This window comes from Actinocorallia sp. B10E7 (assembly GCF_039871655.1).
Classification (GTDB): Bacteria; Actinomycetota; Actinomycetes; order Streptosporangiales; family Streptosporangiaceae; genus Actinocorallia.
Window position 1 is genome coordinate 75,889 of sequence record NZ_JBDPLZ010000009.1, and the last position, 23,326, is coordinate 99,214.

21 protein-coding genes are annotated in these 23,326 nt (G+C 71.4%); 16 read left to right on the plus strand and 5 right to left on the minus strand.

The genetic code is table 11. The annotated features are described in order from the left end of the window. The first annotated feature begins 79 nt into the window (after positions 1–79). The 7 genes from eccD to ABGB12_RS27150 all read left to right on the plus strand — a co-directional run bounded on the left by eccD (position 80) and on the right by ABGB12_RS27150 (position 6,534). Positions 80–1,447: a type VII secretion integral membrane protein EccD gene (eccD, locus tag ABGB12_RS27120; RefSeq protein WP_347682297.1), complete on the plus strand. Its 1,368-nt coding sequence runs from the start codon at positions 80–82 to the stop codon at positions 1,445–1,447. Beyond that, positions 1,447–2,811 carry a type VII secretion protein EccB gene (eccB, locus tag ABGB12_RS27125; protein ID WP_347682298.1) on the plus strand — a complete coding sequence of 455 codons (1,365 nt, stop codon included), beginning with the start codon at positions 1,447–1,449 and terminating at the stop codon, positions 2,809–2,811. The genes eccD and eccB overlap by 1 nt, the downstream gene beginning before the upstream one ends. A 185-nt stretch (positions 2,812–2,996) precedes the next feature. Beyond that, the gene (locus ABGB12_RS27130; protein WP_347682299.1) at positions 2,997–3,278 is read left to right on the plus strand and encodes a WXG100 family type VII secretion target; all 282 of its coding nucleotides are present in this window, start codon (positions 2,997–2,999) and stop codon (positions 3,276–3,278) included. Between the two features lie 10 nt (positions 3,279–3,288). Beyond that, positions 3,289–3,585: a WXG100 family type VII secretion target gene (locus ABGB12_RS27135; protein ID WP_347682300.1), complete on the plus strand. Its 297-nt coding sequence runs from the start codon at positions 3,289–3,291 to the stop codon at positions 3,583–3,585. A gap of 70 nt (positions 3,586–3,655) precedes the next feature. Then, complete coding sequence (locus tag ABGB12_RS27140) at positions 3,656–4,072, plus strand: hypothetical protein (protein WP_347682301.1); 417 nt, start codon at positions 3,656–3,658, stop codon at positions 4,070–4,072. A 13-nt stretch (positions 4,073–4,085) separates the two neighbouring features. Continuing rightward, positions 4,086–5,342: a hypothetical protein gene (locus tag ABGB12_RS27145; protein WP_347682302.1), complete on the plus strand. Its 1,257-nt coding sequence runs from the start codon at positions 4,086–4,088 to the stop codon at positions 5,340–5,342. Between the two features lie 109 nt (positions 5,343–5,451). After that, positions 5,452–6,534 carry a S8 family serine peptidase gene (locus tag ABGB12_RS27150; RefSeq protein ID WP_347682454.1) on the plus strand — a complete coding sequence of 361 codons (1,083 nt, stop codon included), beginning with the start codon at positions 5,452–5,454 and terminating at the stop codon, positions 6,532–6,534. 33 nt (positions 6,535–6,567) lie between these two features. Here the strand turns inward: ABGB12_RS27150 and ABGB12_RS27155 are convergent, their stop codons facing one another. Next, entirely contained in the window at positions 6,568–8,067 is a 1,500-nt protein-coding gene (locus ABGB12_RS27155) for a MinD/ParA family protein (protein ID WP_347682303.1), read from the minus strand. A gap of 102 nt (positions 8,068–8,169) precedes the next feature. Here ABGB12_RS27155 and ABGB12_RS27160 point away from each other — a divergent pair, with 102 nt between their 5' ends. The 3 genes from ABGB12_RS27160 to ABGB12_RS27170 all read left to right on the plus strand — a co-directional run bounded on the left by ABGB12_RS27160 (position 8,170) and on the right by ABGB12_RS27170 (position 11,294). Then, positions 8,170–8,499, plus strand: a complete 330-nt coding sequence (locus ABGB12_RS27160; protein WP_347682304.1) for a hypothetical protein — start codon at positions 8,170–8,172, stop codon at positions 8,497–8,499. Continuing rightward, a complete protein-coding gene (locus ABGB12_RS27165; RefSeq protein ID WP_347682305.1) occupies positions 8,496–9,245 on the plus strand; it encodes a DUF6177 family protein in 750 nt (249 codons plus the stop codon). The genes ABGB12_RS27160 and ABGB12_RS27165 overlap by 4 nt, the downstream gene beginning before the upstream one ends. Positions 9,246–9,461: 216 nt before the next feature. Then, a complete protein-coding gene (locus ABGB12_RS27170; protein ID WP_347682306.1) occupies positions 9,462–11,294 on the plus strand; it encodes a hypothetical protein in 1,833 nt (610 codons plus the stop codon). A 30-nt stretch (positions 11,295–11,324) separates the two neighbouring features. On the opposite strand, the gene ABGB12_RS27175 is transcribed toward ABGB12_RS27170, so the two are convergent. The 3 genes from ABGB12_RS27175 to ABGB12_RS27185 form a co-directional block, all read right to left on the minus strand. After that, positions 11,325–14,165 carry an ATP-binding protein gene (locus ABGB12_RS27175; RefSeq protein ID WP_347682307.1) on the minus strand — a complete coding sequence of 947 codons (2,841 nt, stop codon included), beginning with the start codon at positions 14,163–14,165 and terminating at the stop codon, positions 11,325–11,327. Positions 14,166–14,261: 96 nt separating this feature from the next. Then, positions 14,262–15,317, minus strand: a complete 1,056-nt coding sequence (locus ABGB12_RS27180; protein WP_347682308.1) for a hypothetical protein — start codon at positions 15,315–15,317, stop codon at positions 14,262–14,264. Between the two features lie 179 nt (positions 15,318–15,496). Continuing rightward, positions 15,497–17,215 (minus strand): hypothetical protein, encoded by a 1,719-nt coding sequence (locus ABGB12_RS27185; protein WP_347682309.1) that lies wholly within the window; start codon positions 17,213–17,215, stop codon positions 15,497–15,499. 271 nt (positions 17,216–17,486) lie between these two features. Between ABGB12_RS27185 and ABGB12_RS27190 the strand changes: the two genes are divergently transcribed. The 3 genes from ABGB12_RS27190 to ABGB12_RS27200 all read left to right on the plus strand — a co-directional run bounded on the left by ABGB12_RS27190 (position 17,487) and on the right by ABGB12_RS27200 (position 19,871). Further along, positions 17,487–18,719: a MurT ligase domain-containing protein gene (locus tag ABGB12_RS27190; protein WP_347682310.1), complete on the plus strand. Its 1,233-nt coding sequence runs from the start codon at positions 17,487–17,489 to the stop codon at positions 18,717–18,719. Next, positions 18,709–19,422 (plus strand): glutamine amidotransferase, encoded by a 714-nt coding sequence (locus ABGB12_RS27195; protein ID WP_347682311.1) that lies wholly within the window; start codon positions 18,709–18,711, stop codon positions 19,420–19,422. The genes ABGB12_RS27190 and ABGB12_RS27195 overlap by 11 nt, the downstream gene beginning before the upstream one ends. A gap of 176 nt (positions 19,423–19,598) precedes the next feature. Then, the gene (locus ABGB12_RS27200) at positions 19,599–19,871 is read left to right on the plus strand and encodes a hypothetical protein (protein ID WP_347682312.1); all 273 of its coding nucleotides are present in this window, start codon (positions 19,599–19,601) and stop codon (positions 19,869–19,871) included. Here ABGB12_RS27200 and ABGB12_RS27205 read toward each other — a convergent pair. Then, the gene (locus ABGB12_RS27205; RefSeq protein ID WP_347682313.1) at positions 19,865–20,230 is read right to left on the minus strand and encodes a DsrE family protein; all 366 of its coding nucleotides are present in this window, start codon (positions 20,228–20,230) and stop codon (positions 19,865–19,867) included. The two genes, ABGB12_RS27200 and ABGB12_RS27205, sit on opposite strands and share 7 nt — an antisense overlap. A gap of 181 nt (positions 20,231–20,411) precedes the next feature. Between ABGB12_RS27205 and ABGB12_RS27210 the strand changes: the two genes are divergently transcribed. From ABGB12_RS27210 to rpsG, 3 genes are all read left to right on the plus strand, one after another. Next, positions 20,412–21,848, plus strand: a complete 1,437-nt coding sequence (locus tag ABGB12_RS27210) for a hypothetical protein (RefSeq protein ID WP_347682314.1) — start codon at positions 20,412–20,414, stop codon at positions 21,846–21,848. Between the two features lie 603 nt (positions 21,849–22,451). Further along, entirely contained in the window at positions 22,452–22,826 is a 375-nt protein-coding gene (gene rpsL / locus ABGB12_RS27215) for a 30S ribosomal protein S12 (RefSeq protein WP_344451848.1), read from the plus strand. Continuing rightward, positions 22,826–23,296 carry a 30S ribosomal protein S7 gene (gene rpsG, locus ABGB12_RS27220; RefSeq protein ID WP_347682315.1) on the plus strand — a complete coding sequence of 157 codons (471 nt, stop codon included), beginning with the start codon at positions 22,826–22,828 and terminating at the stop codon, positions 23,294–23,296. The genes rpsL and rpsG overlap by 1 nt, the downstream gene beginning before the upstream one ends. Positions 23,297–23,326 lie beyond the last annotated feature (30 nt).

Below are 23,326 nucleotides of genomic sequence, written 5' to 3' on the forward strand. Positions count from 1 at the left end.
CTCGTCGTCCACCTTTGGTATGAACGGTCATCCTAGAGACCCGTGATCTTAATGAAGCCCCTGTGACTGGAGGAATCTGGTGGAGCTGTGCAGGATCACCGTCGCCGGTCCTGCCCGCCGTATCGACCTGTCCCTGCCTGCCGACGTACCGTTCGGCTCGCTACTTCCGGTCCTGATCCGTAATTCCGGCCCCGATCTGGCCAATTCCGGACTGGCACACGGCGGATGGGTACTGCAACGGCTGGACGAGGCGCCGTTCGACCTCGGAATGACGCCCCAGCACGCCGGAGTCCAGGACGGAGAAGTGCTCTACCTCCGGCCGCAGATGGCGCCGCTCCCCGAACCGGCCTTCGACGACGTCCCCGACGTCATCGCCACCGCCGTCAGGGAACGGCCGGACCGGTGGAGACCCGAACTGACCAGGATCACCGGCCTGGGCGCGGGCGCGTTCATCCTGGTCCTCGGCGCGTACCTCACCGTGACCCAGGGCGGCTCGTGGGCCCCCTACCTCGCCGGAGCGGTCACCGTTCTGCTCCTGGGCGGGGCGGCCGCGGCGTCCCGCGCCGGGGGAGACGCGGGCGCGGGCGGTGTGCTCGGCCACCTCGCTCTCCTGTACGGGTTCCTGGCCGGCTTCCTGAGCCCGGGATCCGGACTCGGCGCCGCCCAGCTGCTGGCGGGCAGCGCCGTCCTGCTGCTGGTCGCGGTCCTGGCCGGCTTCGCGGTGAGCGACGGCCTGTCAGTGTTCGCCGGATACGCCCTGGCAGGGCTGATCGGCGTGCTGGCCGGCGGCATCGGCCTGGGCTTCCCCGACCTCACCGGCGCGGGCGTCGCCGCGATCGTCATCGCCCCCACGCTGGCGCTCACCCCGCTCACCCCCGCCCTGGCCTTCCGGCTGTCGCGGGTGACGCTGCCGCCCGTCCCCACCAGCGCCGAGGACCTGCGCGCCGACAGCCTGATGGTGGACGGCCAGGCGGTGCTCAGCCGGACCGCCGTCGCCGACCGGATCGTCACCGGGGTCAACGCCGGGATCGGGCTGACCGCCGCCGTCGCGATGACCCTGCTGCTGTTCGGCGACGGCTGGTCCCCGCCGACCATGGCCGCGGTCGTCGCGCTGGCGCTGCTGCTGCGCGCCCGGGTCTTCGGCGGACGCGGCCAGCGGCTGTGGCTGATCGTCCCCGGCCTGGCCGGGCTCGCACTGCTGGTCGCCACCCTCAGCGCCGGACTGGACCCCGCGGTCTTCACCGGCGCGGCGCTGGCCCCGCTGGTCGTGACGGCCGCCGCGGTGATCGGCATCGGGCTGTGGCTGCCCGGCGCCCGCCCCTCCCCGGTGTGGGCGCGGATGCTCGACATCTTCGACCTCGCGCTGATCGTCAGCCTGATCCCGCTGGCCTTCGGCGTGGTCGGGCTGCTGGACAAGGTGCGCGGCATGGCCGCGTCGGTGGGCTGATGCTGACCCGCAAGGACCTCGTCCAGGCGCACCGCCTGATGACCATGCGCGCGGGCCAGGCCCTGCTGCTGGCCGAACCCGACAACGCCGACCGCCCGCTGCGCCGTATCGGCATCGGCCTGTTCAGCGGACTGATGGTGGGAGTGCTGCTCGTCGCCGGATGGGGCATCGCCGGACTCATCACCAAGGACGGCTCGATCCGCAACATGGACGAGCAGACGGTCCTCATCGCCAAGGGCACCGGCGCCAAGTACGTCATGTGCCAGATGCAGAAGGACAGGCTGTGCACGGCGGTCAACTACGCCTCGGCGCGGCTGGCCGTCCAGGGCGGACAGGTGAAGGTCCGCACGGTCGCCACCAAATCGCTGTCGAAGTTCCAGCATGGTCCGCTGATCGGCATCCCCGGCGCGCCGGACGCCCTGCCGTCGTCGCTCGTCAGCGCCCCCTGGACGGTCTGCGTCAGCATGGTCCCGCACAACGGCCTGCGCAAACCCGCCGCCTCCCTGGCCGTCGGGCGGGACCTGGGAGGCACGCCCATGGCCGCCGGCACGGGCGTCGTCGTCCTTTCGAGCGGCGCCTACTGGCTGGTCGTGGACGGCGTCAAGATGGAGCTGCCCAAGGCGTTCCTGCGCCCCCTCGCCTCCGACTACCAGCCGCTCCAGGTCCCCCCGGTGTGGCTGAACGGGATGATCCCCGGCCCGCGGTTCCAGGCTCCCGACATCCCCGGATACAGCGTTCGCCGCGCGTCTCCCTCCGGAGGCAAGGCGCGGATCGGCCAGACCTACTTCGTCGAGGCCTCGGGGGTCTCCCCTGAGCAGTGGTTCGTGCTGCTGCGCGAGGGTCTGGCCCCGCTGACGAAGACCGAGGCCTGGCTGCTGGAGAACAGCCCGGGTGCTCCCGCGACCCTCCGCATCTCCCGCGCGGTCGCCAACCGCGCCCAGACCGCGAGGCTCCCCGAGACCGACCTGCCGACCGAGCTTCCCCGCATCGAGGCCTACGACGGCTCGCGGCCGCTGTGCGCCGACTACGCCGATCCCGGGAAGCGCTCGGCGCGGTTGACCCTCGGAGCCACCCTGCCCGCCATCGCCGACCCGGCCGCGGTGGGCGTCCGCAAGGACCGCCTGGACCAGGTCATCATGAGCCCCGGCACGGGTGTCCTGGCCGCGGTCGTCCAGAACGAGGCACCCACGGCCCATGTCCTGATCACGGAGGACGGCCGGAAGTTCCCCGTCCCCACCCAGGAGGACCTCGCCAAACTCGGTTACGAGCAGTCCCAGGCACGTCCCGTCCTGTCCCATCTGATGCAGCTCATGCCGCCGGGCCCCGCCCTGGACGGCCGTGCCGCGGTCCAGCAGGTTTCATGACGCTTCATATCTCCTTGCCGTGACATCAGAAATAACAGTTAGATAACGCGACCTTGGGGTTTTCTGGGGTCAACTGGCAGGAGGAGGCGGAGGTGCGTAGGGTGATCACGCTTTGCGAATCGGAAATTCAACTGCAATTACGGAGGTGACGGGTGGCTCCCACTTCGGGTGCTGATAGGGCCAAAATGGCCCAGGCTGCCTCGCAGATCGAAGACGCGGCCGGCGACATCAAGGGCATGCAGAACAGGCTCAACTCCCAAAAGGGAACGATGATGGCCGGGTGGGAAGGCAACGCCTCCTTCGCCTTCAACCAGGTCTTCGCCCAGTTCGACAAGGCCTTCCTCAAGACGCTCGACCAGCTGGACGAGATCCACAAGAAGCTCGTGGACAACCGGATCCGCTACGAGGCCAACGAAGAGCAGACGCAGGCCGACATCCAGCGTCTGAACACCTTGCTCAACAACTAGGGGAACTGACGTGGCGCCCACCGACTACACCAGGGTCAACTTCCAGTCTCTCGCCGACGGCGTGGAAGCCTTCCGGAAGATCCACGGCGAACTGGACAACAGGCTCGACAACCTCGAGAAGTACCTCGAGTCCAACCTCGCGGAGTGGGAAGGCGACGCGGTCCAGGCCTACTGGGAAGCCAAGCGCATCTGGGACCAGGCCTGCCAGGACGTCGCGAACAGCATCACCGCGATGAGCTCCGCCATCGGCAACGCGAACCAGAACTACCAGGACACCGAAAGCGCCAACCGGCGTATTTGGGGCTGACGAACTCGACAGGCGCCGCCCCCGCCGGGGGCGGCGCTCTGCCGCTCACTAGTCATACGGGGTCAGTACCTTGGGCGAGCAATACCACCCGAACGGCTCGGGCGTCGCGAACGACCTGAGCCGGCACACCGGCAGCAGCGGTCCCAAGTCCACCTGGACGTCGCCGCGGGCCACCGGTGACATCGACGTCGAGCGCGAGCGTCTCAACGGCATCGCGAAGAAGCTCGGCGACGACCTCAAGAAGCTGGAAGCGGACATCGAGAGCTTCGCGTCGGCCAACAAGATCCCCGCCGCGGACCTCGGTATCTCCTCGGCCGCCGGGACGCTCAAGACGTCGTCGGCACGGACGCACAACGCTCTGCTCGACGCCATGGTCAGGCTGCGCTTCGCCTACCTGGGCGTGATCAACGGGCTGCGCGGCACCAGCGCGAACTACCAGAACACCGAAGAAGAGATCGCGGCCTACTTCCGCGGGCTCGGCGTCTAGGAAGGGGAAACGCATGGGCGATGAGGTCAAGCTTCACCGGCCCCAGGCCGTGCAGGCCGGCTCTCCCGCGCCGACGCCGGCGAGCGTCGACATGGAGCAGGTCAAGTCCATCATCAGCGCGGTGGACATCGCGAACGTGACGCAGACCGGCGAGCTCTACCTGAAGATGGCGGCCCGCTTCGACGAGCACGCGGCCAACCTCGTCGCGCACGCCGAGGCCATCGCCGGGATCTGGCGCGGCAAGCCCGCCGACAGCGCCCTCGACGCGATGGCCAAGCTGCACAACGCCGCCACCACGATCAGCGCCAACACGACCGAGGCCGGGAACACCTACCAGTGGCTGGGCACCACGATCCTGCCCTTCTACAAGGACAGCGCCCAGGACATGACGGACGGGTTCGTCCGCACCGACTCCGACGACGAACGAGCCCGCGAACTCCTCGACCGGATGAACGACCGGGTGACGGAGGCCAACAACGGACTCCCCAGCCAGCTCGTCGTCACGCTCCCGGTGGTGGACTCCTCGCCTAGAAAACAGGAAGAGAACTGGCCGGGAAACCCGGTCGCGTCCTCTCCTTACGGACCCTACGACGGGGGGAACGGCCCGAACGGCGACTACGGTTCGTGGGCGCCCGAGCAGTACGACGACGATCCGTACGGCGGGAATCCGGGAGGCACCGGGCCCGGTGGTCCGAGCTATCCGGACTCGGGCGGTCCCAAGATGCCGGGCGGTCCGGGGAATCCCGAGATTCCGTCGGGACCGGGTGGAACCACTCCCAACGGCCCCGGCGGTTCCGGCGTGAACGTCATCGGGAACGACACGGACCTGGCCGGAACCGGGCCGAATCCGGGACCGGGAACCGGCCAGAACCCCTTCAACCTGAATCCCACGGGGCCGGGCAACGGGCTGCCGAGCCAGCCCGCCGGGCCCTCGCCGTACGGCCCCGGTGGTTACCCCGGACTCACCGGACCCGGCGGTGGCCCCACCACCAGGGGGCCGTCGGGGCTCAGCACCCCCCGGACCGGCCTGCCGCAGAGCCCCGGCGGTCCCGGCAGAGGCGTCATCGGCGCCGCGAACGGAGAGTCCGCGCTGGCGCGCAACGCGGCCCAGCAGATGGCGGCCCGAGGTCAGGCGGGTATGCCGATCGGCGGGGCGCGCGGCGGCGGCGCGGGCGGAGATGGCGAAGAGCACACTCGCACCACCTGGCTTTCTGAGGACGAGGAAGTCTGGGGCGGGGACGCCGACGTCCCCCCTGCGGTGATCGGCTGACATGCTCCGCGGCATTTGCGTGACGGGGCTGGCGCTGTCCCTCGTGGCCGGCGCCGGCCCCGCTCGGGCTGTTCCGAAACCACACGGCGACCAGTGGTGGTTCGCCCCGATGGGTGTCCAGAAGGCGTGGAAGCGGAGCACAGGACGTGGTGTCACCGTGGCGCTCGTCGACGGTAAGCCGAATCTCAAGCTCCCGGAGTTCGCCGGAGGCGACATCCGCCATGGCCGTACTCCCGGTGAGGTGGACCCCACCAAGAAGGAATGGGCGAGTGAAAGCCACGGGACCTCCATGCTCGGCTTGATCGCGGCGCAGGGTGGGGAAAGCGGCTACATGGGGGTGGCACCGGATGCCAGGGTCGTCTCGATCAGGAAGAACACCACCGCCGGCCTCAAGGACCTCATAAAGACCGCGATCGACCAAGGCGCGGATGTCGTCAACCTGTCGCTCTCACGCTTCGCCATCGTGCTGAACACGCCCGACGTCGACTGCGATGAGCACGCTCTGGAAGCGGCCGCATACGCGGCGGAGCGGGACGTGGTGCTGGTGGCGGCCGCGGGCAACAACGAGTCCGGGAAGAACGTGCCGCAGGACCCGGCCTTCTGCCCCGGTTACCTCGCGGTGGGAGGCCTGTCCGAACAGCTGACTCCCCGCAAGAAGGCGGTCCATCAGGATTACGTGGCGGTCGCCGCGCCCTCCGAACAGATGGTCTCCTTGCATGACTCCGGTTCCCTGTACAAGGGAGACGGCGGTACCAGCTCCGCCGCTGCCCTCACCACCGCGGCCATCGCCCTGATCCGCGCCGCGCACCCCGACGAGAGCGCCCGCCAGATCGTCTCCCGCCTCCTCTACACCGCCCAGGACGTCCACACCCCGGGCCGCGACGACTACACCGGCTACGGGCTCGTCCGCCCCGACCTGGCCATCGACGCCACCGTCCCCGCCGGCTTCGCCAACCCGGTCTACGACCGCCTGGACGCCCGGCTGCGGCAGAAGGCCGAGGAGAAGGAAGCCCAGGAGAACCCTCCGGAATTCGTCGTGGGCGGTGACCCGAACGTCAAGCGGCGCACGTCCAGCGACTGGGAGATCTACGGCCCCTGGCTCCTCGGCGCCGGCGTCCTCACCCTCGCCGGGGGCATCTCCGGGTTCCTCGTCTTCCGTAGAAGACGCAGGAGCGACGCTCGACCCTCCTGACCGGGGCGGTGGAGCCCGCGGGAGCCGCGGCCGTCAGACGGTGGCGCGGGTGAAGGCGGCGGTGGCCAGGTGGACGGCGGTGGCCTGGGAGGCCTCGGCCAGGAGTGAGGGGTCCACGGCGGTGCCGGCGGCCAGGTGCCGGTCGTAGGGGAGGTGGATGACGGGGACGCCTTCGGCGGCCAGGAGGGCGCGGGAGCGGTTCAGGTCGCCGTCGACGTGCGGGGTGTGGGTGACCATGACGACGAGGGTGCGCTGGAGCAGGTGGGCGTGCGTGCCGCGCAGGAACCAGTCCAGGGCGCTGCGGGTGCTGAGGGCGCCGTCGACGGTCGCGGGGGCGACGAGGATCTGGGCGTGGGACGAGGCCAGGATGCCCTGGTGCAGGTCCGAGGTCAGGCCGGGACCGCAGTCGACCAGGCTGATGCCGAAGTAGCGGCTGAACTCGCCCTGCGCGGTCTGGAATTCCGCGAGGCTCAGCTCGGTCGTCAGGGCGCGGGAGGACGACGCGGACGCCACCCACAGGCGTTCGCCGGCCTGCGTCAGGTAGGACTGCGCCGCCTCCCAGTTCGGCAGCGTCGTCAGCCCCCGGTAGGTGCGTTCGGCGTTCACGCCCAGCCGCAGCGGCAGCGAGCCGAGGCTCGGGTCGGCGTCCAGGACGAGCGTCCGGTCTCCCCGGTGCGCGGCGATCGTCCGCGCGACCAGCGCCGTCACCGTCGTCTTGCCGGCTCCGCCCCGCAGGCTGGTGACGGCGATCCTCCGGCAGGAGCTGACCACCTGCCCCAGGATCCCGGCCGCGGCCTCCTGCTCCCGCACCACCTGCGCGGCCCGCGCACCCACGGCCCGCCGCATCCCGCGCCCCACCCGCCGTGCCAGCGGATCCCCGTGCCGCATCCGCCGCACCAGCTCACCCGCGACCGGATCCACGGACGAGTCCGCCCCCTGAGCCCACGCGACTCCCTCCGTGGGCACGCCTCCCTGCTGTCCTGCGCCCGCATGAGCCCCGTAGGCCTCTTCAGGCACATGCGGCGTGTCGGAGACGGGCGCGTCGCCGTACACGGCTGCTGCGGCTCCGCCCTGTTCCGGGTGGATACCTGCGGAGAAGACCACCTCGGCGGGAGAAACGGCCGCCGCGGGGGCGTGTGGAGTGCCGGGGACGGGCGCGTCGCCGTATACGGGTGCGGCCAGGCCGCTCTGGCCCAGGTAGGCGTCGGGCGTGGAGGGGGAAGGCGGCGCGGTCGGAGCGGGGACGCTGCCGTACGCGGGTCCTGTACCGGGCTCCTGGAGGGGGAGTGGATCGAGAGGGGACGGTGGGACGGGCACGCTCTGCGCTGCGGGGGACTCCGGGCCGGGCTGGGGGCGGGCGGCCGCGGTCACCACGGAGGAGGGGCGGTCGCGGCGGGTGGTGAAGGGAACGGGGGCGACCGGAGAGGTCAGAGGGTCTGCGGGAGCCGGAGCCGGGGCGGGGGGTGAGCCGCCGGCCAGGCCGCGGGAGGGCAGGCCGAGAGAGCGGAGCGTGGAGAGCTGCCAGTCAGGCACCGCGGTCCTTCCCCCAGAAGTGGTGGAAGCGAGTTTAGTGGTGAGTTGTGAGAGTTGTGGGACTAGGATCGGCGCGCTGCCGGATCGGGGAGGGGGCGTCGGGTGTCCAAGGACTTGGTGGTTCTGGGGAGAAGGGAACCCGACGTCGCGGGGGTGGCGGAGGCCTGCGGGAGCGTGTTCCGGGTGAACGGGGCGGGCTGGCCGGTGCAGGTCTTCGACGACGAGGGAAGGCTGGTGCTGACCGTCGAGAGCCCGGTGCCGGTGGAGGCGCAGGGCGAGGTCGAGCGGCTGCTGGGAGTGCGGGCGGACCCGCCGGTGTGGTGGATCGACGTCCGGGCCGCGGCGGACCTCGAGGAGGCGGCCGCCGTCGCGCGCGAGCTCGCCTCGGAGCTGGCCGGGCGGTTCAGCGGCGTGGTCTGGAGCAGCAGATGAGCATCGCCGACGTCCTCACCGCCAAGGCGTCCGTCCTGCTACAGGACCGGGCCGTGGTGCCGCTGCTCGCCTGGATGGCGCCGGAGGGCAGGGCGCTGCAGGTGGTGACGCCGCCGACCTCGCGGTTGACGCTGCCGCTCAGCCTCGCGCTGGTCGGGCCGGACGACCGCTGGGTCGTCGCGGATGGCGACGTCTTCTACGACGGGCTCACCGGCCATCATCTGAGGTGGGACGGCGAGTGCTTCAGCCCCGACCCCCGGGCACAGGGGCACGCTCCGGGGTTCACGGTCAAGTCGGAAGCCGCCACCGGAGGCCAGCTGTTCCTCACCCTGGAGGACCGCGTGTCGTCGGGGGAGCCGCTCGCCGGGGTGCTCGCCCAGGTCTGCCAGGCGGTTCTGGGCTATCCGCCGACCGGCTGGGGACGCAACGAACCCGCCGGCCTGCGCTGGGACCGCGGGCATTTCACCGAGGAGCTGCGCAGCCGGCCGGGACGCGCCGTGGTGGTCTGCTCCGCGGGCATGGTCGCGACGACGTCCGTCATGCCACTGCCGGACGGCTCCCATCTGGAGCAGTCGACGATCGTCATCGGGTTCGCCGACCCCTCGACGGTGCCGGTTCCGCAGATGAGCGGCATCGTCGCCAGGCTGCCGGGGGTGACGGCGGCCTCCGCGCAGGTGCGTTTCGGCCGCCCCGACCTGACCGTCGAGCCGCGCTGGACGGGTGCCCCCGTGCCCATCCAGCTCTGATTCCGGCCGACGACCGGATGAGGCCAGGACGGTGCAGAGGTTCGTCGCTGAAGGGGTGTTTCTGGGGTCTTGTCATACTTGGTGATGATGGTGGTGACATGTGCCTTGAACTTGGGGCAGGGAGACGGCAACCTTCTTACGCTGGTCAGGTAAGAGAACAACAGGGGAGCAGAGGGCGCTGACCTTGAGTCACGTGGCGAGGCGGACGACACGGTGATGGACCGGGTCTACGTCGGCTGGCGTTACGACCAGGCGCACCCGGATCCGGGTCCGGAGCCGCGCCCCCCGTACCCGTATGCCCGGAACGCCCCTACCTGGCTGGAGGAAGCCGAGCAGTACCAGGGCGAGACCCTGCGCAACCGCCCGCTGAAGTACACCGCCGCCGGAGCGGGGATCGGCGGACTGCTGTTCCTCGTCCTGGGATTCGGGGACCTGCTGCAGTGGGCGTTCGCGCTGGTCGGGCTGCTGGCCTGCCTCAGCATCATCGGCATCACCGGCTGGGCGATCTGGCAGGGCGAGCAGGCCATGCGCATCCGCAGACGCGCCGACCGGCAGCGCCGCGAACACGCCCAGGCCCGGCTCGAACAGCGCAGGGCCGAGGCCGAGGACAACTACGCGCTCGCCCGGCGGCAGTGGGAGGCGGCCCGCACCGCCTACGAGAACCAACCGGAATGGCACCCGGTGACGGTCCCGCCCGGCGTCGACCGGGTCGACATCGCCGGCGGCACCCTGGCGGGCTGGGCCGCGGCCGTCACCATGATGGGCGCCGCCCAGCTGGAGGCCGGCTCCCAGGTCACCGTGCTCGACCTGTCCGAGGGCGCGGTCGCCCGCGACCTGCTGCAGCTCCCCGGCGAGGACCCGCTGGTATGGGTGCTGCCAGCCGACCTCGAACGCCTCGACCTCGGCACGAGGCTCGGCCCGTCCGCCCTGGCCGACGTGCTGTCGCTGGTGGTCGGCGCCACCGAGGCCGAGTCGTCGGTGCGGGACACCTCGATCGACAACTCCATCCTGGAGCGGCTCATCGCGGTGCTCGGCGGGACCCCGCGCATCGCCCAGATCACCGCGGCGCTGCGAGCCCTCGCCCAGGTCGGAGACCCGAGGGACGACCTGAAGGCGGGACTGCTCACCGAGGAGCAGCTCGACCGGATCACCACCCTCTTCGGACGCGGCGCCGCCGACAAGGTCGTGCTGGAACGCGCCTGGACGCTGGAGTCGCAGCTGCGCAAACTGGAGGGCCTCGGCACCGACGCGGTGCACCTGCCGCCGGCCCCGCTGCGCGTCATCTCCCTGGACCGCAGGGCCGGCGTGCTCACCAACAAGATCCTCGCCACGTACGTCACGACCGCGCTCACCCACCTGCTCCGCCAGACCCCCGCCCACCGGCCGTGGGGCCGGACCCTGTTCCTGTGCGGGGCGGAGAAGCTCCGCGGCGACGTGCTGGACCGGCTGGCCGACGCCTGCGAGACCACCGGCACCGGCCTGGTCCTCATGTACCGCACGATCCCCGGGCACGTGCGGGAACGCCTGGGCCGGGGCAACAGCGCCGTCGGCTTCATGCGCCTGGGCAACGCCTCCGACGCGGCGGCGGCGGCGGACTACCTCGGCGCCGAACCCCACCTGCTCCTGGCCGAGGCCACCGAGAAGGCCACACCGGAGGAGCCCACGGCCCCCTATTCCAGCACCGTCGCCTACGCGCGCCGCGCCATGGGCGAGCACGCCCTCACCGCACCCCTCACCAGCCCCCGGCCCGTCCGCCCCGCGCTGATCGACGCCATCTCCACCGGCCCCTGGCCCGGCACCGTCGCCGGAGCCGCCGCCCCCCAGCGCACCCGCGAGCTGCGCCCCGAACGCCGCCAGCTCCAGGACCTCCCGCCCACCGCGATGGTCTTCACCCACGCCAACACCACCTATCTGGTGGACGCCAACCCGGGCATCATGACCCTCCCCACCGCCCACCCCCTCACCAGAGGCGAGGACGACGGGGAACCCCGCGGCAGCGTCGAGCTCCCGGCCGACGACCGGCCGTCGGAGACGACCGACCCGTCGTGAGGGGAACGGCGGTCCGCGGCGGCCGTGCCTTCAGGAACTGCGGTCCCCGGAATCGCTGGAGTCTTCGGATTCGGGGGATCCGGAGGAGTCGGGGGCCTGGGCGATGAAGCGGTCGGGCCAGGTGAGGACGGACTCCAACCACGGCGCCCGGAGGGTGGTGGAGAGGTGGTGGAGCCGGTCGCCGGGAGGAAGGCCGACGGAGACGTGGTCGAGGTCGGCCTCGTAGGGGTCGGGCGGAGTGCCGAGGAGGGCGTCGCGGGCTATGGGGCGGTTGGCAGGGAGCGCGGGGGACAGGGGATGGCGGCGAAGAGCGCGGAGACGCCGGCCGAGCCTGGTATCGGCGGACTCGCCGCGGAGTCCGGGCAGGACGTAGTCCAGCGGGGGCGCGGGGTCGCGGGGATCGGGGTCCGGGGCGTCCAGCGGGAAGAGCTTGTCCATCTCGTGCAGCCAGCGCAGCTGGGGGATCACGAAGGCCTGGCCGGGTGAGGCCGGAGCCGTCTCCGTGTCCCCCGCCGAGGAGGCGGCCAGGAGCCGGGCGGCGGCCCCGGCGGCCGCGGACGTCAGGGCGGACGGGTCGAAGTCGGTGCGCAGCGCCAGCGCGCGGCGGCCCACCGAGCGGTCCAGGACGGTGGCGAGCATGCACTCGCGGGTGCGGGGGGCCAGCCGCTGCCAGGCGCGGGCCAGGTCGGGCGGGACGGCGGGCGGCGGGCGGTCGGTCAGATGCGCCAGCACCAGGACGTCGGCCCACAGGCGCAGCCAGGAGAGCTCGGCGTCGGAGGCCAGGAGGTCGGCCTTGCGCAGCTCGCTCAGCGTGCAGGCGCGGCGGGACCGGCACTCGGTTCCGCACGCCACCGAACGGCGGCCCGCGACGGGCGGCGGCGGGCCCGGCCGGGCCTCCTCGCGGTCCTCGCCCCAGGGCACGCGGACGCGCAGCGGCCGGTCCATCCCGTCGGCGAAGACCGCCGCGACCCCGGGGCGCAGCGACACCACCTCACGGGACTGGTCGGGGTCGAGGTTCATCGCCGAACCCACCACATGCCGGTCGTCGTACGCGGGGAGCCGGTGGACGACCTTCAACGCGGTGTTCTTGACCACGTCGGGGATGAGCTTCACCGGGATCTGCTCGGCCACCACGATGCCCTCGCCGTAGGCGCGGATCTCGGCGAGCATCCCGGCGAACAGCTCGACCGCGTGCGCCGAGGAGCCTTCGCGGTGGCGCAGCAGCCGGTGCGCCTCCTCGATGACGATGACGTGCTGCAGGCCCCGGGTGCGGCCCGTGCGGGCCCGCATCCGCAGATGCTCCACCACCCGGATGATGAGCGTCCCCATGAGGAACGCCTTGTCCTCGTCGTTGGCGACGTCCTCGATCGCCAGAACGACGTTCTCGCGCAGCAGCCCGCCTATGTCGGCGTCGTGTCCGCCCTCGAAGAACCGGCCGGCCGAGCCGATGCGCAACGACCGCAGCCGCACGTCGACGAAGCCCTTCACGTCCGACATCAGCTCCCTGCCGTAGCCGACGTCGTCGATGACCTCCATCGCGGCCTGCTGGAGCTGCTCCAGGGTGGGGACGGCGGGGGGCACCCGCGCCCCGGGCCTGCCGCCGCCGGTCACCACGTCCCAGCCGCACGCCTCGTACACCCGCTGCAGCGCCTGCGCGATGATCTGCGGGAACGGCTCCTCGGCGTCGAAGGCCGCCTGGAACAGTGCCCGGATCATGTCGATGTGCGCCTGGACGGGATAGCCGGGCTCGGGCGCCAGCGGATTGACGGACAGCGGCACCGCCGACGGATCCGACGGGTTGACCACCGTCACCGGCGCGTCGATCCGCCCCGCCATCGCCGCGTACTCCGCCTTGGCCGGCTCGATCGCCAGCCACGGGATCCCCGCGGACGTGAGCTGCTCCAGCAGGTGCCGGACCGTCTGCGACTTGCCGGAACCCGTCGCCCCCGTCACGAACGCGTGCCGGTTCAGCGTCTCCAGCGGCACCGTGAAGCGCCCGACCACGCGGTCCTGCCCGTCGAGGACGGAGCCGAGCTCCAGCCCTCCCGGCGGGGTCTCGGAGGTGACGTCGAAGAACCCGGAGTCCAGCACCCGCACTCCCGGAACCTCGCGCCGCGGCAGCCCCGCCAGCGCGGCCAGCACCCCCGCGGAGGAGACGAACGGGAAACCCTCCTCGGCGCCGCCGAGCGTCTCGGCGAGCGAGCCGAAGCCCCGCCCGGTGCGCAGCCGGTACGGATGGTGGCCCAGCTCCATCGAGCCCACCAGGACCGGCGCGACCTGCTCCAGCTCGGCGGGGTTCGCCGCACCCGCCAGCACCCGGACGTTCCACAGCCCCGCCTCGCGGTAGGCGTCGAGCTCCGCCAGCCGCCGCTCGACCCGCCCGGCGTCGTTCTGCTCATCGCGCCGCAACATGCGCAGCTCGTGCCGCAGCTCGCGCAGCTCGGCGTCCAGTGCGGGCTCGGGACACGGTTCGGCCGTCATCAACCAGCCGAACGGCCGTCCCAGCAGGGTCGTCAGCATCGACTCGAACAGCGAGGAGTGCTCCTGGCCCGCCCCGGCGAGGGGCGGCGCCTGGCGGCCCGGACACCGTTTCCACACCATGCGCGCCGCCGCGCGCAGCCAGTCGTCGCCGCACACCCCGCCCCGCGCCCCGTTGGGGAACAGCAGCGAACCGTCACCCGAACCCGCGTTCGTGACCAGCTCCAGCGGAGCCCCGCCGCCCCTGGACAGCCAGCCCACGACGAACGGACGCCGCTGCTGCGCGGCGGACAGCACCGCGGGCAGCACCGTCACGAAATCCCACTCTGCCGAGGAGACCCGCTGCGCCGCAGGGATCGCCTCGATCCGGAACCAGGGCCCGTGCGAGGTCATCACCACCTCATCATGCCGCCGTCCGCGGGCGGATCCGGGTTTTCCACAGTCTCCGCGGTCTCCACGCGACCGGGTGCTCCGGTGGAGGAGAACGGATCAGATGTTCTCGCGGGTCCAGGTCTGCAGGCCCCGCTCGGTGGCGATCGGGTTCCACAGGTCGAGGAACGTCCGCTTGGTGTCGGTCGCCTTGTCGGTGACCTCCTTCAGGCGCGCGGCGGCGTCCTTGTCGCAGCCGTCCTCGTCCTTCAGCCAGGTGAGGGCCTCCTGGTTGGAGTCGATGGACGCCTGAAGCGCGTCGATCAGGGCGTTCTTCACCTCTTCGCCGTTCTCCAGCGAGCCGAACGACAGCCCGTTCACGTCGGAAAGCTGCCCTTCACGCTCCTCGATGACGGTCTCGAAGGCGGAGATGTCCTTGGACTTGTTGGCGCACGTGTAGGTGATGTTCGCCAGCTTCTTGCGGCTGGCCGACATGTCGCTCAGCACGGTGTCGACCGCCTCGGCCTCGGCCTGGGGGTCGCCCGCGGCGTCGGGTGCCTCGCTGTCCGGGGAGTCCTTCTCCGTCTTGGACTCGCTGTTCTGGGACGTGCTCGGCTGGGAGAAGGACTTGTCCGAGTCGTCGTCCTTCGTCCAGAAGACATAGCCGACGACGAGCGTGGCGGTCAGCAGCGCGGCGACCAGACCGGCGATCAGCGGCCCCCGCCAGCGCGGCGCCTCGTCGGGCAGCCACTGTTCGCCGTCGCCGCGGTGAGGCGACCGCTGTTCCGGCGCGGCGTTCCAGGGCTGCTGCTGTCCGCCGCCCCACTGCTGCTGCTGTTGTTGTCCGGGCTCGGCGTCCCAGGGCCGTGCCTCGCCGGGCTGCTCAGCCCAGGGGCGCTGCTGCCGCTCGTCCCACGGCCGCCCGCCGGGCTGCTCGCCCCAGGGCCTTTCGCCGGGCTGCTCCGCCCACGGGCGCTGCTCGCCCCAGGGCCGCTCCTGCGGCTGTTCTGCCCACGGCCGATCCTCGTCCTGGACCTCCCACGGACGGTCGTCCTGCGGCGACCCGGCGCGCCAGCCCTGCCGGACGGGCTCGGGCTGCCAGGGCTCCGGCGGCCAGGGCTCACCGCCCGAGGGCGGGGAGCTCCACGGGGAGACCTCGTCGGCCTGCGGGAGCACGGCATCGCAGCGGGTGCACCGGCCTAGCGAACCGGGAGTCTCACTACGGCATTCGGGACACTGCATCGGCGGCCTCGAGTCGGGGGAAACTTGCAGCCAGGACGTTATTCGCCCCACACATTACCGTGGTCACGGCTCGCGGCCCCGCCCAGCACGTCCGGCGAGGCCCGCGGGACTCCTCAGAAGCTCTGCCGCTTCGCCAGGCCGTACTGCGGGGCGATCTGGTTCCACATCTCCAGGAAGCGGCTCTTGGAGCGGGACGCCTCCGCCGAGAGCGAGTCGCCGCGCTTGTAGTTCGCGCCCTTGAGCGGGGTCTTGCCCTTGCAGCCCTGGTTGCTGCGGGCCCAGGCCAGGTACGCCAGGTCGACGTCGAGCGAGAGCTTGATGGAACGCGCGAGGGCGTTGCGCAGCTTCACGGCCTGGGGCAGCGCGGGGATGTTCAGCCGCTGCGCCCGCTTCCACTGCGCCTGCCGCTGCTGGGCGACCTGCTGCATGGTGGCGACGGAGGCGGGGATGTCGGCGCAGCTGCGGGCCTTCACCAGCGCGTTGCTCAGCGCGACCCGACTCTTGGCGCTGGTGTTCAGCAGGGCCTGCACCTTCCTGGCCTGCTTCACCGCGGCGGAGTCCGCCGGCTTGTTCCCGGCGGGCACCTGTGCGACGGGTGTCTGCGACGGGCCGGTCTCGTCCTTCACGTCGTCCCCTCCGTTGAGGAACACGAAGAGGACGCAGACCAGGGCGACGACGACCAGCGCGGCGACCCCGATGACGAGCGGCTTGTTCTTGGCGCCGCCGTTCGCGGACGGGACGCGGTGCGACTGCGTCATCGGCAGCGGCCCGTCGGGGTCCCACAGGGGCTTCTCCTCGCGGGGCGCGTCCCAGGCGGACTGCTGCCCGAACCCGCCGCCCATCGCTCCAGGCGAGGGAACGGTGGAGAAGCCCTGCTGAGGCCGGCCGTACGCGTGTCCGCCGGGCTGCTGAGCCAGGTAGGGCGGCTCCGAGGCGAGCCCCTGCGGCTGCGCGTAGGGCGGCTCCGAGGCGAGCCCGTTGGGCTGCGCGTACTCGACCTGGACGTACTCGGGCTGCGCGTACGAGAGCTCCGAGGCGAGCCCGCCGGGCTGAGCGTGTTCCGGCTGGACGTACGGAGGCTCGGAGACCGGCGCGTTGGGCAGGTCGTAGGGAGGTACGGACGCGAGCCCGTTGGACTGGGCGTACGGGGGCTCAGACACCGGGGCGCCGGGGTGCGCGTACGGCATGCCCGGGTCGTACTCCCCGGGCCGGACGGGGCCGGGCTCGGACGGGCCCATGGCCGCGAACGTGGAGTCGGCGGGGAAGGCGACGGGGGGAACGGGCTCCGCGGGCTGCTCCTGCCGTGCGTCGTCGAACACGGGGGCGAACGGCCCGGTCTGCACCTGCGGGAAGCCGCCCGACCCGGATCCGTTCGGCGCCTGCTCCTGGGCCGGCCCCGCGAACCAGGAGTCGGGCACGGCCGGCACGGAGGGCGCCTCGGGGGCGGCCGGCTGCGACCAGGCCTGCTGCTGCGGCAGCGGAGTGGGGCCCGAGGGGGTGTCCATGGCCGGGGTCCACCACTCGGTGGCCTCTCCGGGCCGGGGCGCGGCCGGCGCCGGGTTTTCGGGGGCGGGCGCCTGCGGGGCGAAGGGCTCGGGGACGAGGGCCTCGGGCGCCTGGGCGGGGCCGGCGGGCTCGGCGGGCTCGGCGGAGGACCAGGCGCCCGTCGGTTCCTCGGCCGGCTGCCACGGCGCCCGGTCGAACATGATCGTCTTCTCGGTGCTGCTCGTGGGCGCGGCGTACGCGCCGGCGAGCGCCGACAGAGGGGCGTGGCAACGGGCGCAGTGCGATTGCCCTTCGGACGCCGGCGTGGCGCAGGACGGACACTGCATGGCGCTTACCCTTCTCGCAAAGTTCTCCGGTGATTCTGCCTTGTCGCTCCGCTGGGTAGGGGCGCAAGGAAGATTCCTCGGTACAAGTGGCATTTGGGGTGCTTGTCTAGCTGGGCCATCCCAGATAATGCGGTCTTCATCACATTGATACGTTTTGTAGGCGTGGCACAGCGGAACGTAGCTTGGCCGATGGTTCGGTCGGGATCAACACCGTAATGACCGGGCCACCCATTAGAGTCGAGTGCAGTCAGGCTTTAGGGAAAGAGATTCCATGAGTGATCTTCCGCTGCGGTCGCAGCTGGCGGTCGCGCTGGGCCGCACGGCGTCCAAGATGTCGCGACTGGCCGGGCGTGGCGACGGATCGGTGATCGGGGGGAAGATCGGGCTCAAGCTCGACCCCGACCTGCTGACGAGGCTCGCCGCCGACCGCAAGCTGGTGCTGGTGAGCGCCACGAACGGCAAGACGACCACCACCCGGCTGATCGCCAGCGCGATGAGCGGGCTCGGCGAGGTCGCCACCAACGCCTTCGGCGCGAACATGCCCACCGGCCACGTCAGCGCGCTGGCCGCCGCCCCCGACGCCCGTTACGGCGTGCTGGAGTGCGACGAGAAGTACGTGCCTCTGGTCCTGAAGGAGACCGGCGCCAACGTCGTCCTGCTGATGAACCTCAGCCGCGACCAGATGGACCGCGCCGGTGAGATCTGGCAGCTGGCGGGCAAGTGGCGCAAGGCGTTGGAAGGCGTCGACACCCATGTCGTGGCCAACTGCGACGACCCCCTGGTCACCTGGGGCGCCTCCACCGCCAAGCAGGTCACCTGGGTCGCGGTCGGCCAGCACTGGAAAGAGGACTCCTGGTGCTGCCCCGAGTGCGGCGGCCCGCTGGACCGCGAGGGCAGCCACTGGGCCTGCCGCCAGTGCCCCTTCGCCCGCCCCAAGCCCGACTGGATCCTGCACGGCAACCGGGTGACCGCCCCCGGCGGCCGCACCTATGATCTCGACCTGCAGCTCCCGGGCCGGGCCAACCGCTCCAACGGCGCGATGTCGCTGGCCGTCGTCTCCCTGTTCGGCATCGCGCCCGAGCAGGCGCTGCCGCTGCTGGGCAAGGTCGCCTCGGTGGCCGGCCGCTACACCACCGTCCAGCACGAGGGCCGCGACATCCGGCTGCTGCTGGCCAAGAACCCGGCCGGCTGGCTGGAGGCCTTCGACGTGCTGGAGCCGGCCCCCGGCCCGGTCGCGCTGTCGATCAACGCCCAGGGCCCCGACGGGCGCGACACCTCCTGGCTGTGGGACGTCGACTACCGGGTGCTCAAGGGCCGCCCGGTCTGGGCGACCGGCGAGCGCAGGCTCGACCTCGCCGCCCGGCTGGAGGCCGCCGAGGTCGACTTCCGCGTGGTCGACGACATCGAGCAGGCCGTCATGGCGGTCCCGCCCGGCAAGCTGGACGTGATCGCCAACTACACCGCCTTCCAGAACATCCGAACGAGGTACGGCCGTGCCCTCTGACTCCATCAAGATCGTCTGGGTCTACCCCGACCTGCTCAGCACCTACGGGGACCGCGGCAACTGCATCGTCCTGGAGCGGCGGGCCAGGCTGCGCGGCATCCCCACCCGCACGGTCAACGTGCACTCCGACGAATCGGTGCCGGTGGACGGCGACATCTACCTGCTCGGCGGCGGCGAGGACCGGCCGCAGATCCTGGCCGCCCAGCGGCTGCGTGTCGACGGTGGGCTGCACAAGGCCGTCGAGTACGGCGCCTCCGTGTTCGCGGTGTGCGCCGGCTACCAGCTGCTCGGCCACGAGTTCGGCGGCGAGGAGGGCCAGCCCGTCCCGGGGGTGGGCCTGCTCGACATCCGCAGCGGCCGGGGCGAGGTCCGCGCGGTCGGCGAGCTGGCCGGCGAGGTCGACCCCGCGCTGGGCGTCCCGATGATCACCGGGTTCGAGAACCACCAGGGCGTCACCCGCCTCGGTGCGGGCGTCAAGCCGCTGGCCCGGGTCGCGGTGGGCGTCGGCAACGGCGACGGCTTCGAGGGCGCCTACAGCGGGAAGGTCATGGGCACCTACATGCACGGCCCGGCCCTGGTCCGCAACCCCGCGCTGGCCGACCTGCTGCTCGGCTGGGCGGTCGGGCGGCGGCTGGAGCCGGTGGACGACACCTGGTCCGGGAAGCTGCGCGAGGAGCGGCTGCGCGCCGTCCTGCCGGGCTGACGCGACTGCGGTCGAGGCGTTCGAAGAGCCGCACGGAGGTCTCCGTGCGGCTCTTCGTTTCCCCTGTTCCGCCTGGGGTCTCCAGATTCGGCATGTTCTCGGTCAAGCCGGGCACATAGTGGAACCGTCCGGACGTTGATCTCAGTGAACGGTCCAGCACACGGGGAGGACTGCACATGCCCGACAGGCACGAACGCATCCCGGATCACGATCCGCAGATGGGCGACGACGAGCAGGAGTTCCAGGACGAACTGGTGCGTTCCTACGAGGAGGATCCGCCGAGGGACCTGAACTTCACCGTCGAGGACCGGGGCGAGATGGGCATCAGCCGGTGGATGGAGCAGGAGACCCGTACCGGCGAGCGGCTCCCGGAGGAACGCCCCGCCGAAGAGGCAGCGGTGCATGTGGAGACCCGGGCCCCCCGATCGGAGCGGGACGAGGATCAATAGACGAGGGCCTGCGCGCCGTCCCGGGTGATCTCCTCGACGAAGGCGGAGGCGCCCGCGATGCGCACGCCCTCGATGAGGTCGGCCTCGGTGAGCCCGCGCCGGGACGCGCACTGGGTGCACAGGGTGACCTGGCCCGCGGCCAGGATCACCTGCAGCAGGTCGGGGACCGGGGTGGCGTGGGGGAGGTCGGGGAACTCCTCCGCCTTTCCCGGCACCGAGAACCAGGCGGCCTCCCCGGTCAGCCACAGCGAGACGGGGACTCCGCTGGCGACGGCGGCGGCCGCGACGGTGAGGGCCTGGTTGGTGCGCTCGGGGGCCTCCGCTCCCGCAGTTACTTTGATCACCAATGATCGCGTCATGGAGGCAGCCTACTTCCGAGGTTTTTCTGTTCTTCCGGTGCCCGTTGCGGGGGGAAATTTCCTTGATCTCACCATGAAGGATTTGCCGTACGCAGACTCAGAAGGCAGTCTGTGACTGGTCGCGTGATATAGGCGCGGCTCAGGGAAAACACAAGGACTCGGTGCTGTAAGGAGCCTACCGATGACCGAGCAGAACGGCCCGCAGCGGCCGTTGCCAGAAGAGCCGGCGTCGGCCGACCAGCCCGCCGTTCCCGATCGGATCGACCCACCCACCCGGCCCGCGGGAGAGCGGACCGTGGTCTTCGGGGCCCCGCAACTGCGGCCCCAGCAGCCTCCGGCCCAGCCGCCGCAGGTCCCGGCCGAGCCCGCGCCGTCCCTGCCGCCCGTGCCGCCGCCGCAGCCCCTGGAGCAGCCCTCCTGGCAGCAGCCGCAGGCACCTCAGCCGAGCTACCAGCAGCCCGCCGAGCAGCAGCCCTTCGCGCCGCCGGCCGGCTACCAGCAGCCTCCGGCCGAGCAGCCCGGCGCGTTCGCCCCGCCGCAGGCCCCCGGCGCCTTCGCGCCGCCGCAGCCCCCGGCCTACCCGGGCGCGTTCCAGCCTCCGGCCCCCGAGCAGACCGCGCCCTACCGCTCCGGTGACACCGGCGGCTTCGCCCCGGTCCAGGAGACCCCGGGCTTCCCGCCTCCGCAGCAGCAGTTCCAGCCGCCCGCGCCCCAGCAGCCCTACCCCGCCGAGCAGCAGCCCGCCGCGAGTGCCCCGTCGCCCTACGAGACGGTGAAGGAGCCCGCCGAGAACGAGGACCCGTGGGGCACGGCCCCGGTCGCCCGTCCCGACCTCGCGGGGCGGCACCACGCTCCTCCCCAGGCCTCGCCCGCGGCGTTCTCCCCGCCGCAGCAGCAGCCGCAGCCACCCCAGGTGGAGGAGGCCGCGCCGACGGTCTTCGTCCAGCAGCAGCCCTTCCCCGGCGACATCCCGCTGGTGACCAACAAGCCCGCCGAGCCCGAGGCCCCGTCCTATGGGCAGCCCCAGCAGGGCTCGCCGGCGGCCGGCCAGGTGGGCGGCGAGACCAGGTTGGACTTCGACGCCCGAGACTGGCAGCAGCCCCAGGCCCAGCCTCAGCAGCCCCAGGCCCAGCCTCAGCAGCAGGACGACGACGCCACCCAGGCGTTCACTCCCGGCCAGTACGGCCAGCAGCCGCCTCAGGACCAGTACGGCCGGCAGCAGTCCCAGGAGCAGCAGTACGGGCAGGCGCAGCAGCCCTACGGCCAGCCCGGCCAGCAGGCCTACGGGCAGCAGCAGTACGGGCAGGCCCCCGAGCAGTACGGGCAGCCTCAGCAGCAGGCCTACGGGCAGCAGGCCTACGGGCAGGCCCAGCCCTACGGCCAGCAGCAGCCTCAGGAGCAGCAGCAGTACGGGCAGGCGCAGCAGCCCTACGGCCAGCAGGCCTACGGGCAGCAGCAGTACGGGCAGGCCCCCGAGCAGTACGGGCAGGCCCCCGAGCAGTACGGGCAGCCTCAGCAGGAAGCGGCCGCGGAGGGCGGCTCCAACAAGATCTGGATCTGGCTCGGCCTGGTCGCCCTGGTCGCGATCCTCGTGATCGTGGGCGCCTTCTTCCTCTGACGGTCCGGGCCCGACACGCCCGGCGTCGGGGGTGCGGGCGGCGGAGCCGCGTGGGACCCGTATGATCTCCATGACATACGGGTCCCTTCTCTTTTCCCGGACAACAGGGAACTTTCACTACAAAGACCCACGTTCTTCACTTCGTATGGGCCGTGCGCGGGCCGCTTCCGGTGGACCGGAGTCGCGGAACCCGGCTCGCGAAGGTTGCGCCGCAGGCCTTCCGGCCGGTAATGGCTCATTCGCTTTGACCTCGGGTGCAGGGGTAGGTACTCTTTCTCTTCGTGCCCGCACTGCGCGGGCTCGCGTGCGTGCGCTTGAAAGGCGGCCGGAGGCAGCCGGGAAGCGGCGTAGATCACTCCCCCGGCTCGGCTCGGCTCCGCTATGGGAGCCGGACGGGTCACGGACGGCGCGACACGCCCGACCACGGGGGTCGGTGAGACAAGCAAACCTGCAGGTCAGAGGCGTGTAAGCGTGGCTGATCAGGGTTATGCGCGGACGAGAAATTCCGGGTGTGACTCGCGCATACAAAACAGAGCGTGGACAGAGCACGCTCACCCGGTCGCGGAGACCGGGCCCGGTACGACGAAGGAAGACGGAGAAGCGGTGCCCACAATCCAGCAGTTGGTCCGAAAGGGCCGGCAGGACAAGGTGACCAAGACCAAGACGCCCGCGCTGAAGGGGAGCCCCCAGCGCCGCGGCGTCTGCACGCGCGTTTACACGACGACGCCCAAGAAGCCGAACTCGGCTCTGCGCAAGGTCGCCCGTGTCCGCCTGACCAGTGGCATCGAGGTCACCGCCTACATCCCCGGTGTCGGACACAACCTGCAGGAGCACTCCATCGTGCTCGTGCGCGGCGGTCGTGTTAAGGACCTGCCCGGTGTTCGCTACAAGATCATCCGCGGTTCGCTGGACACCCAGGGCGTCCGCAACCGCAAGCAGGCGCGCAGCCGCTACGGCGCGAAGAAGGAGAAGAGCTAATGCCGCGTAAGGGCCCTGCGGGCAAGCGCGTACTGGTCGCTGACCCGGTGTACAACTCCCCGCTGGTCACCAGCCTGATCAACAAGATCCTGCTGGACGGCAAGCGCTCCATCGCCGAGCGCATCGTCTACAACGCGCTCGAAGGCTGCCGCGAGAAGACCGGCAACGACCCGGTCGTCACGCTCAAGCGCGCTCTCGACAACGTCAAGCCGACCATCGAGGTCAAGTCCCGTCGTGTCGGTGGCGCCACCTACCAGGTCCCGGTCGAGGTCCGCCCGGCCCGGAGCACCACCCTGGCGCTGCGCTGGCTGGTCACCTACTCCCGCGCCCGCCGCGAGAAGACCATGACCGAGCGTCTGATGAACGAGCTGCTCGACGCCTCGAACGGGCTCGGCGCCTCGGTCAAGAAGCGCGAGGACACCCACAAGATGGCCGAGTCCAACAAGGCCTTCGCCCACTACCGCTGGTAGCAGCGGCCGGCTGAACCCACGAGAGCAAGG

Excerpts from the sequence above, each read along its gene's own strand:
- ABGB12_RS27200 (WP_347682312.1), top strand. The coding sequence starts at position 19,599 with ATGCCCGACAGGCACGAACGCATCCCGGATCACGATCCGCAGATGGGC.
- ABGB12_RS27130 (WP_347682299.1), top strand. The coding sequence starts at position 2,997 with ATGGCCCAGGCTGCCTCGCAGATCGAAGACGCGGCCGGCGACATCAAG.
- ABGB12_RS27210 (WP_347682314.1), top strand. The coding sequence starts at position 20,412 with ATGACCGAGCAGAACGGCCCGCAGCGGCCGTTGCCAGAAGAGCCGGCG.
- ABGB12_RS27205 (WP_347682313.1), bottom strand. The coding sequence starts at position 20,230 with ATGACGCGATCATTGGTGATCAAAGTAACTGCGGGAGCGGAGGCCCCC.
- ABGB12_RS27170 (WP_347682306.1), top strand. The coding sequence starts at position 9,462 with ATGGACCGGGTCTACGTCGGCTGGCGTTACGACCAGGCGCACCCGGAT.
- ABGB12_RS27185 (WP_347682309.1), bottom strand. The coding sequence starts at position 17,215 with ATGCAGTGTCCGTCCTGCGCCACGCCGGCGTCCGAAGGGCAATCGCAC.
- ABGB12_RS27175 (WP_347682307.1), bottom strand. The coding sequence starts at position 14,165 with ATGACCTCGCACGGGCCCTGGTTCCGGATCGAGGCGATCCCTGCGGCG.
- ABGB12_RS27165 (WP_347682305.1), top strand. The coding sequence starts at position 8,496 with ATGAGCATCGCCGACGTCCTCACCGCCAAGGCGTCCGTCCTGCTACAG.
- ABGB12_RS27150 (WP_347682454.1), top strand. The coding sequence starts at position 5,452 with ATGGGTGTCCAGAAGGCGTGGAAGCGGAGCACAGGACGTGGTGTCACC.
- eccB (WP_347682298.1), top strand. The coding sequence starts at position 1,447 with ATGCTGACCCGCAAGGACCTCGTCCAGGCGCACCGCCTGATGACCATG.
- ABGB12_RS27145 (WP_347682302.1), top strand. The coding sequence starts at position 4,086 with ATGGGCGATGAGGTCAAGCTTCACCGGCCCCAGGCCGTGCAGGCCGGC.
- ABGB12_RS27190 (WP_347682310.1), top strand. The coding sequence starts at position 17,487 with ATGAGTGATCTTCCGCTGCGGTCGCAGCTGGCGGTCGCGCTGGGCCGC.
- rpsG (WP_347682315.1), top strand. The coding sequence starts at position 22,826 with ATGCCGCGTAAGGGCCCTGCGGGCAAGCGCGTACTGGTCGCTGACCCG.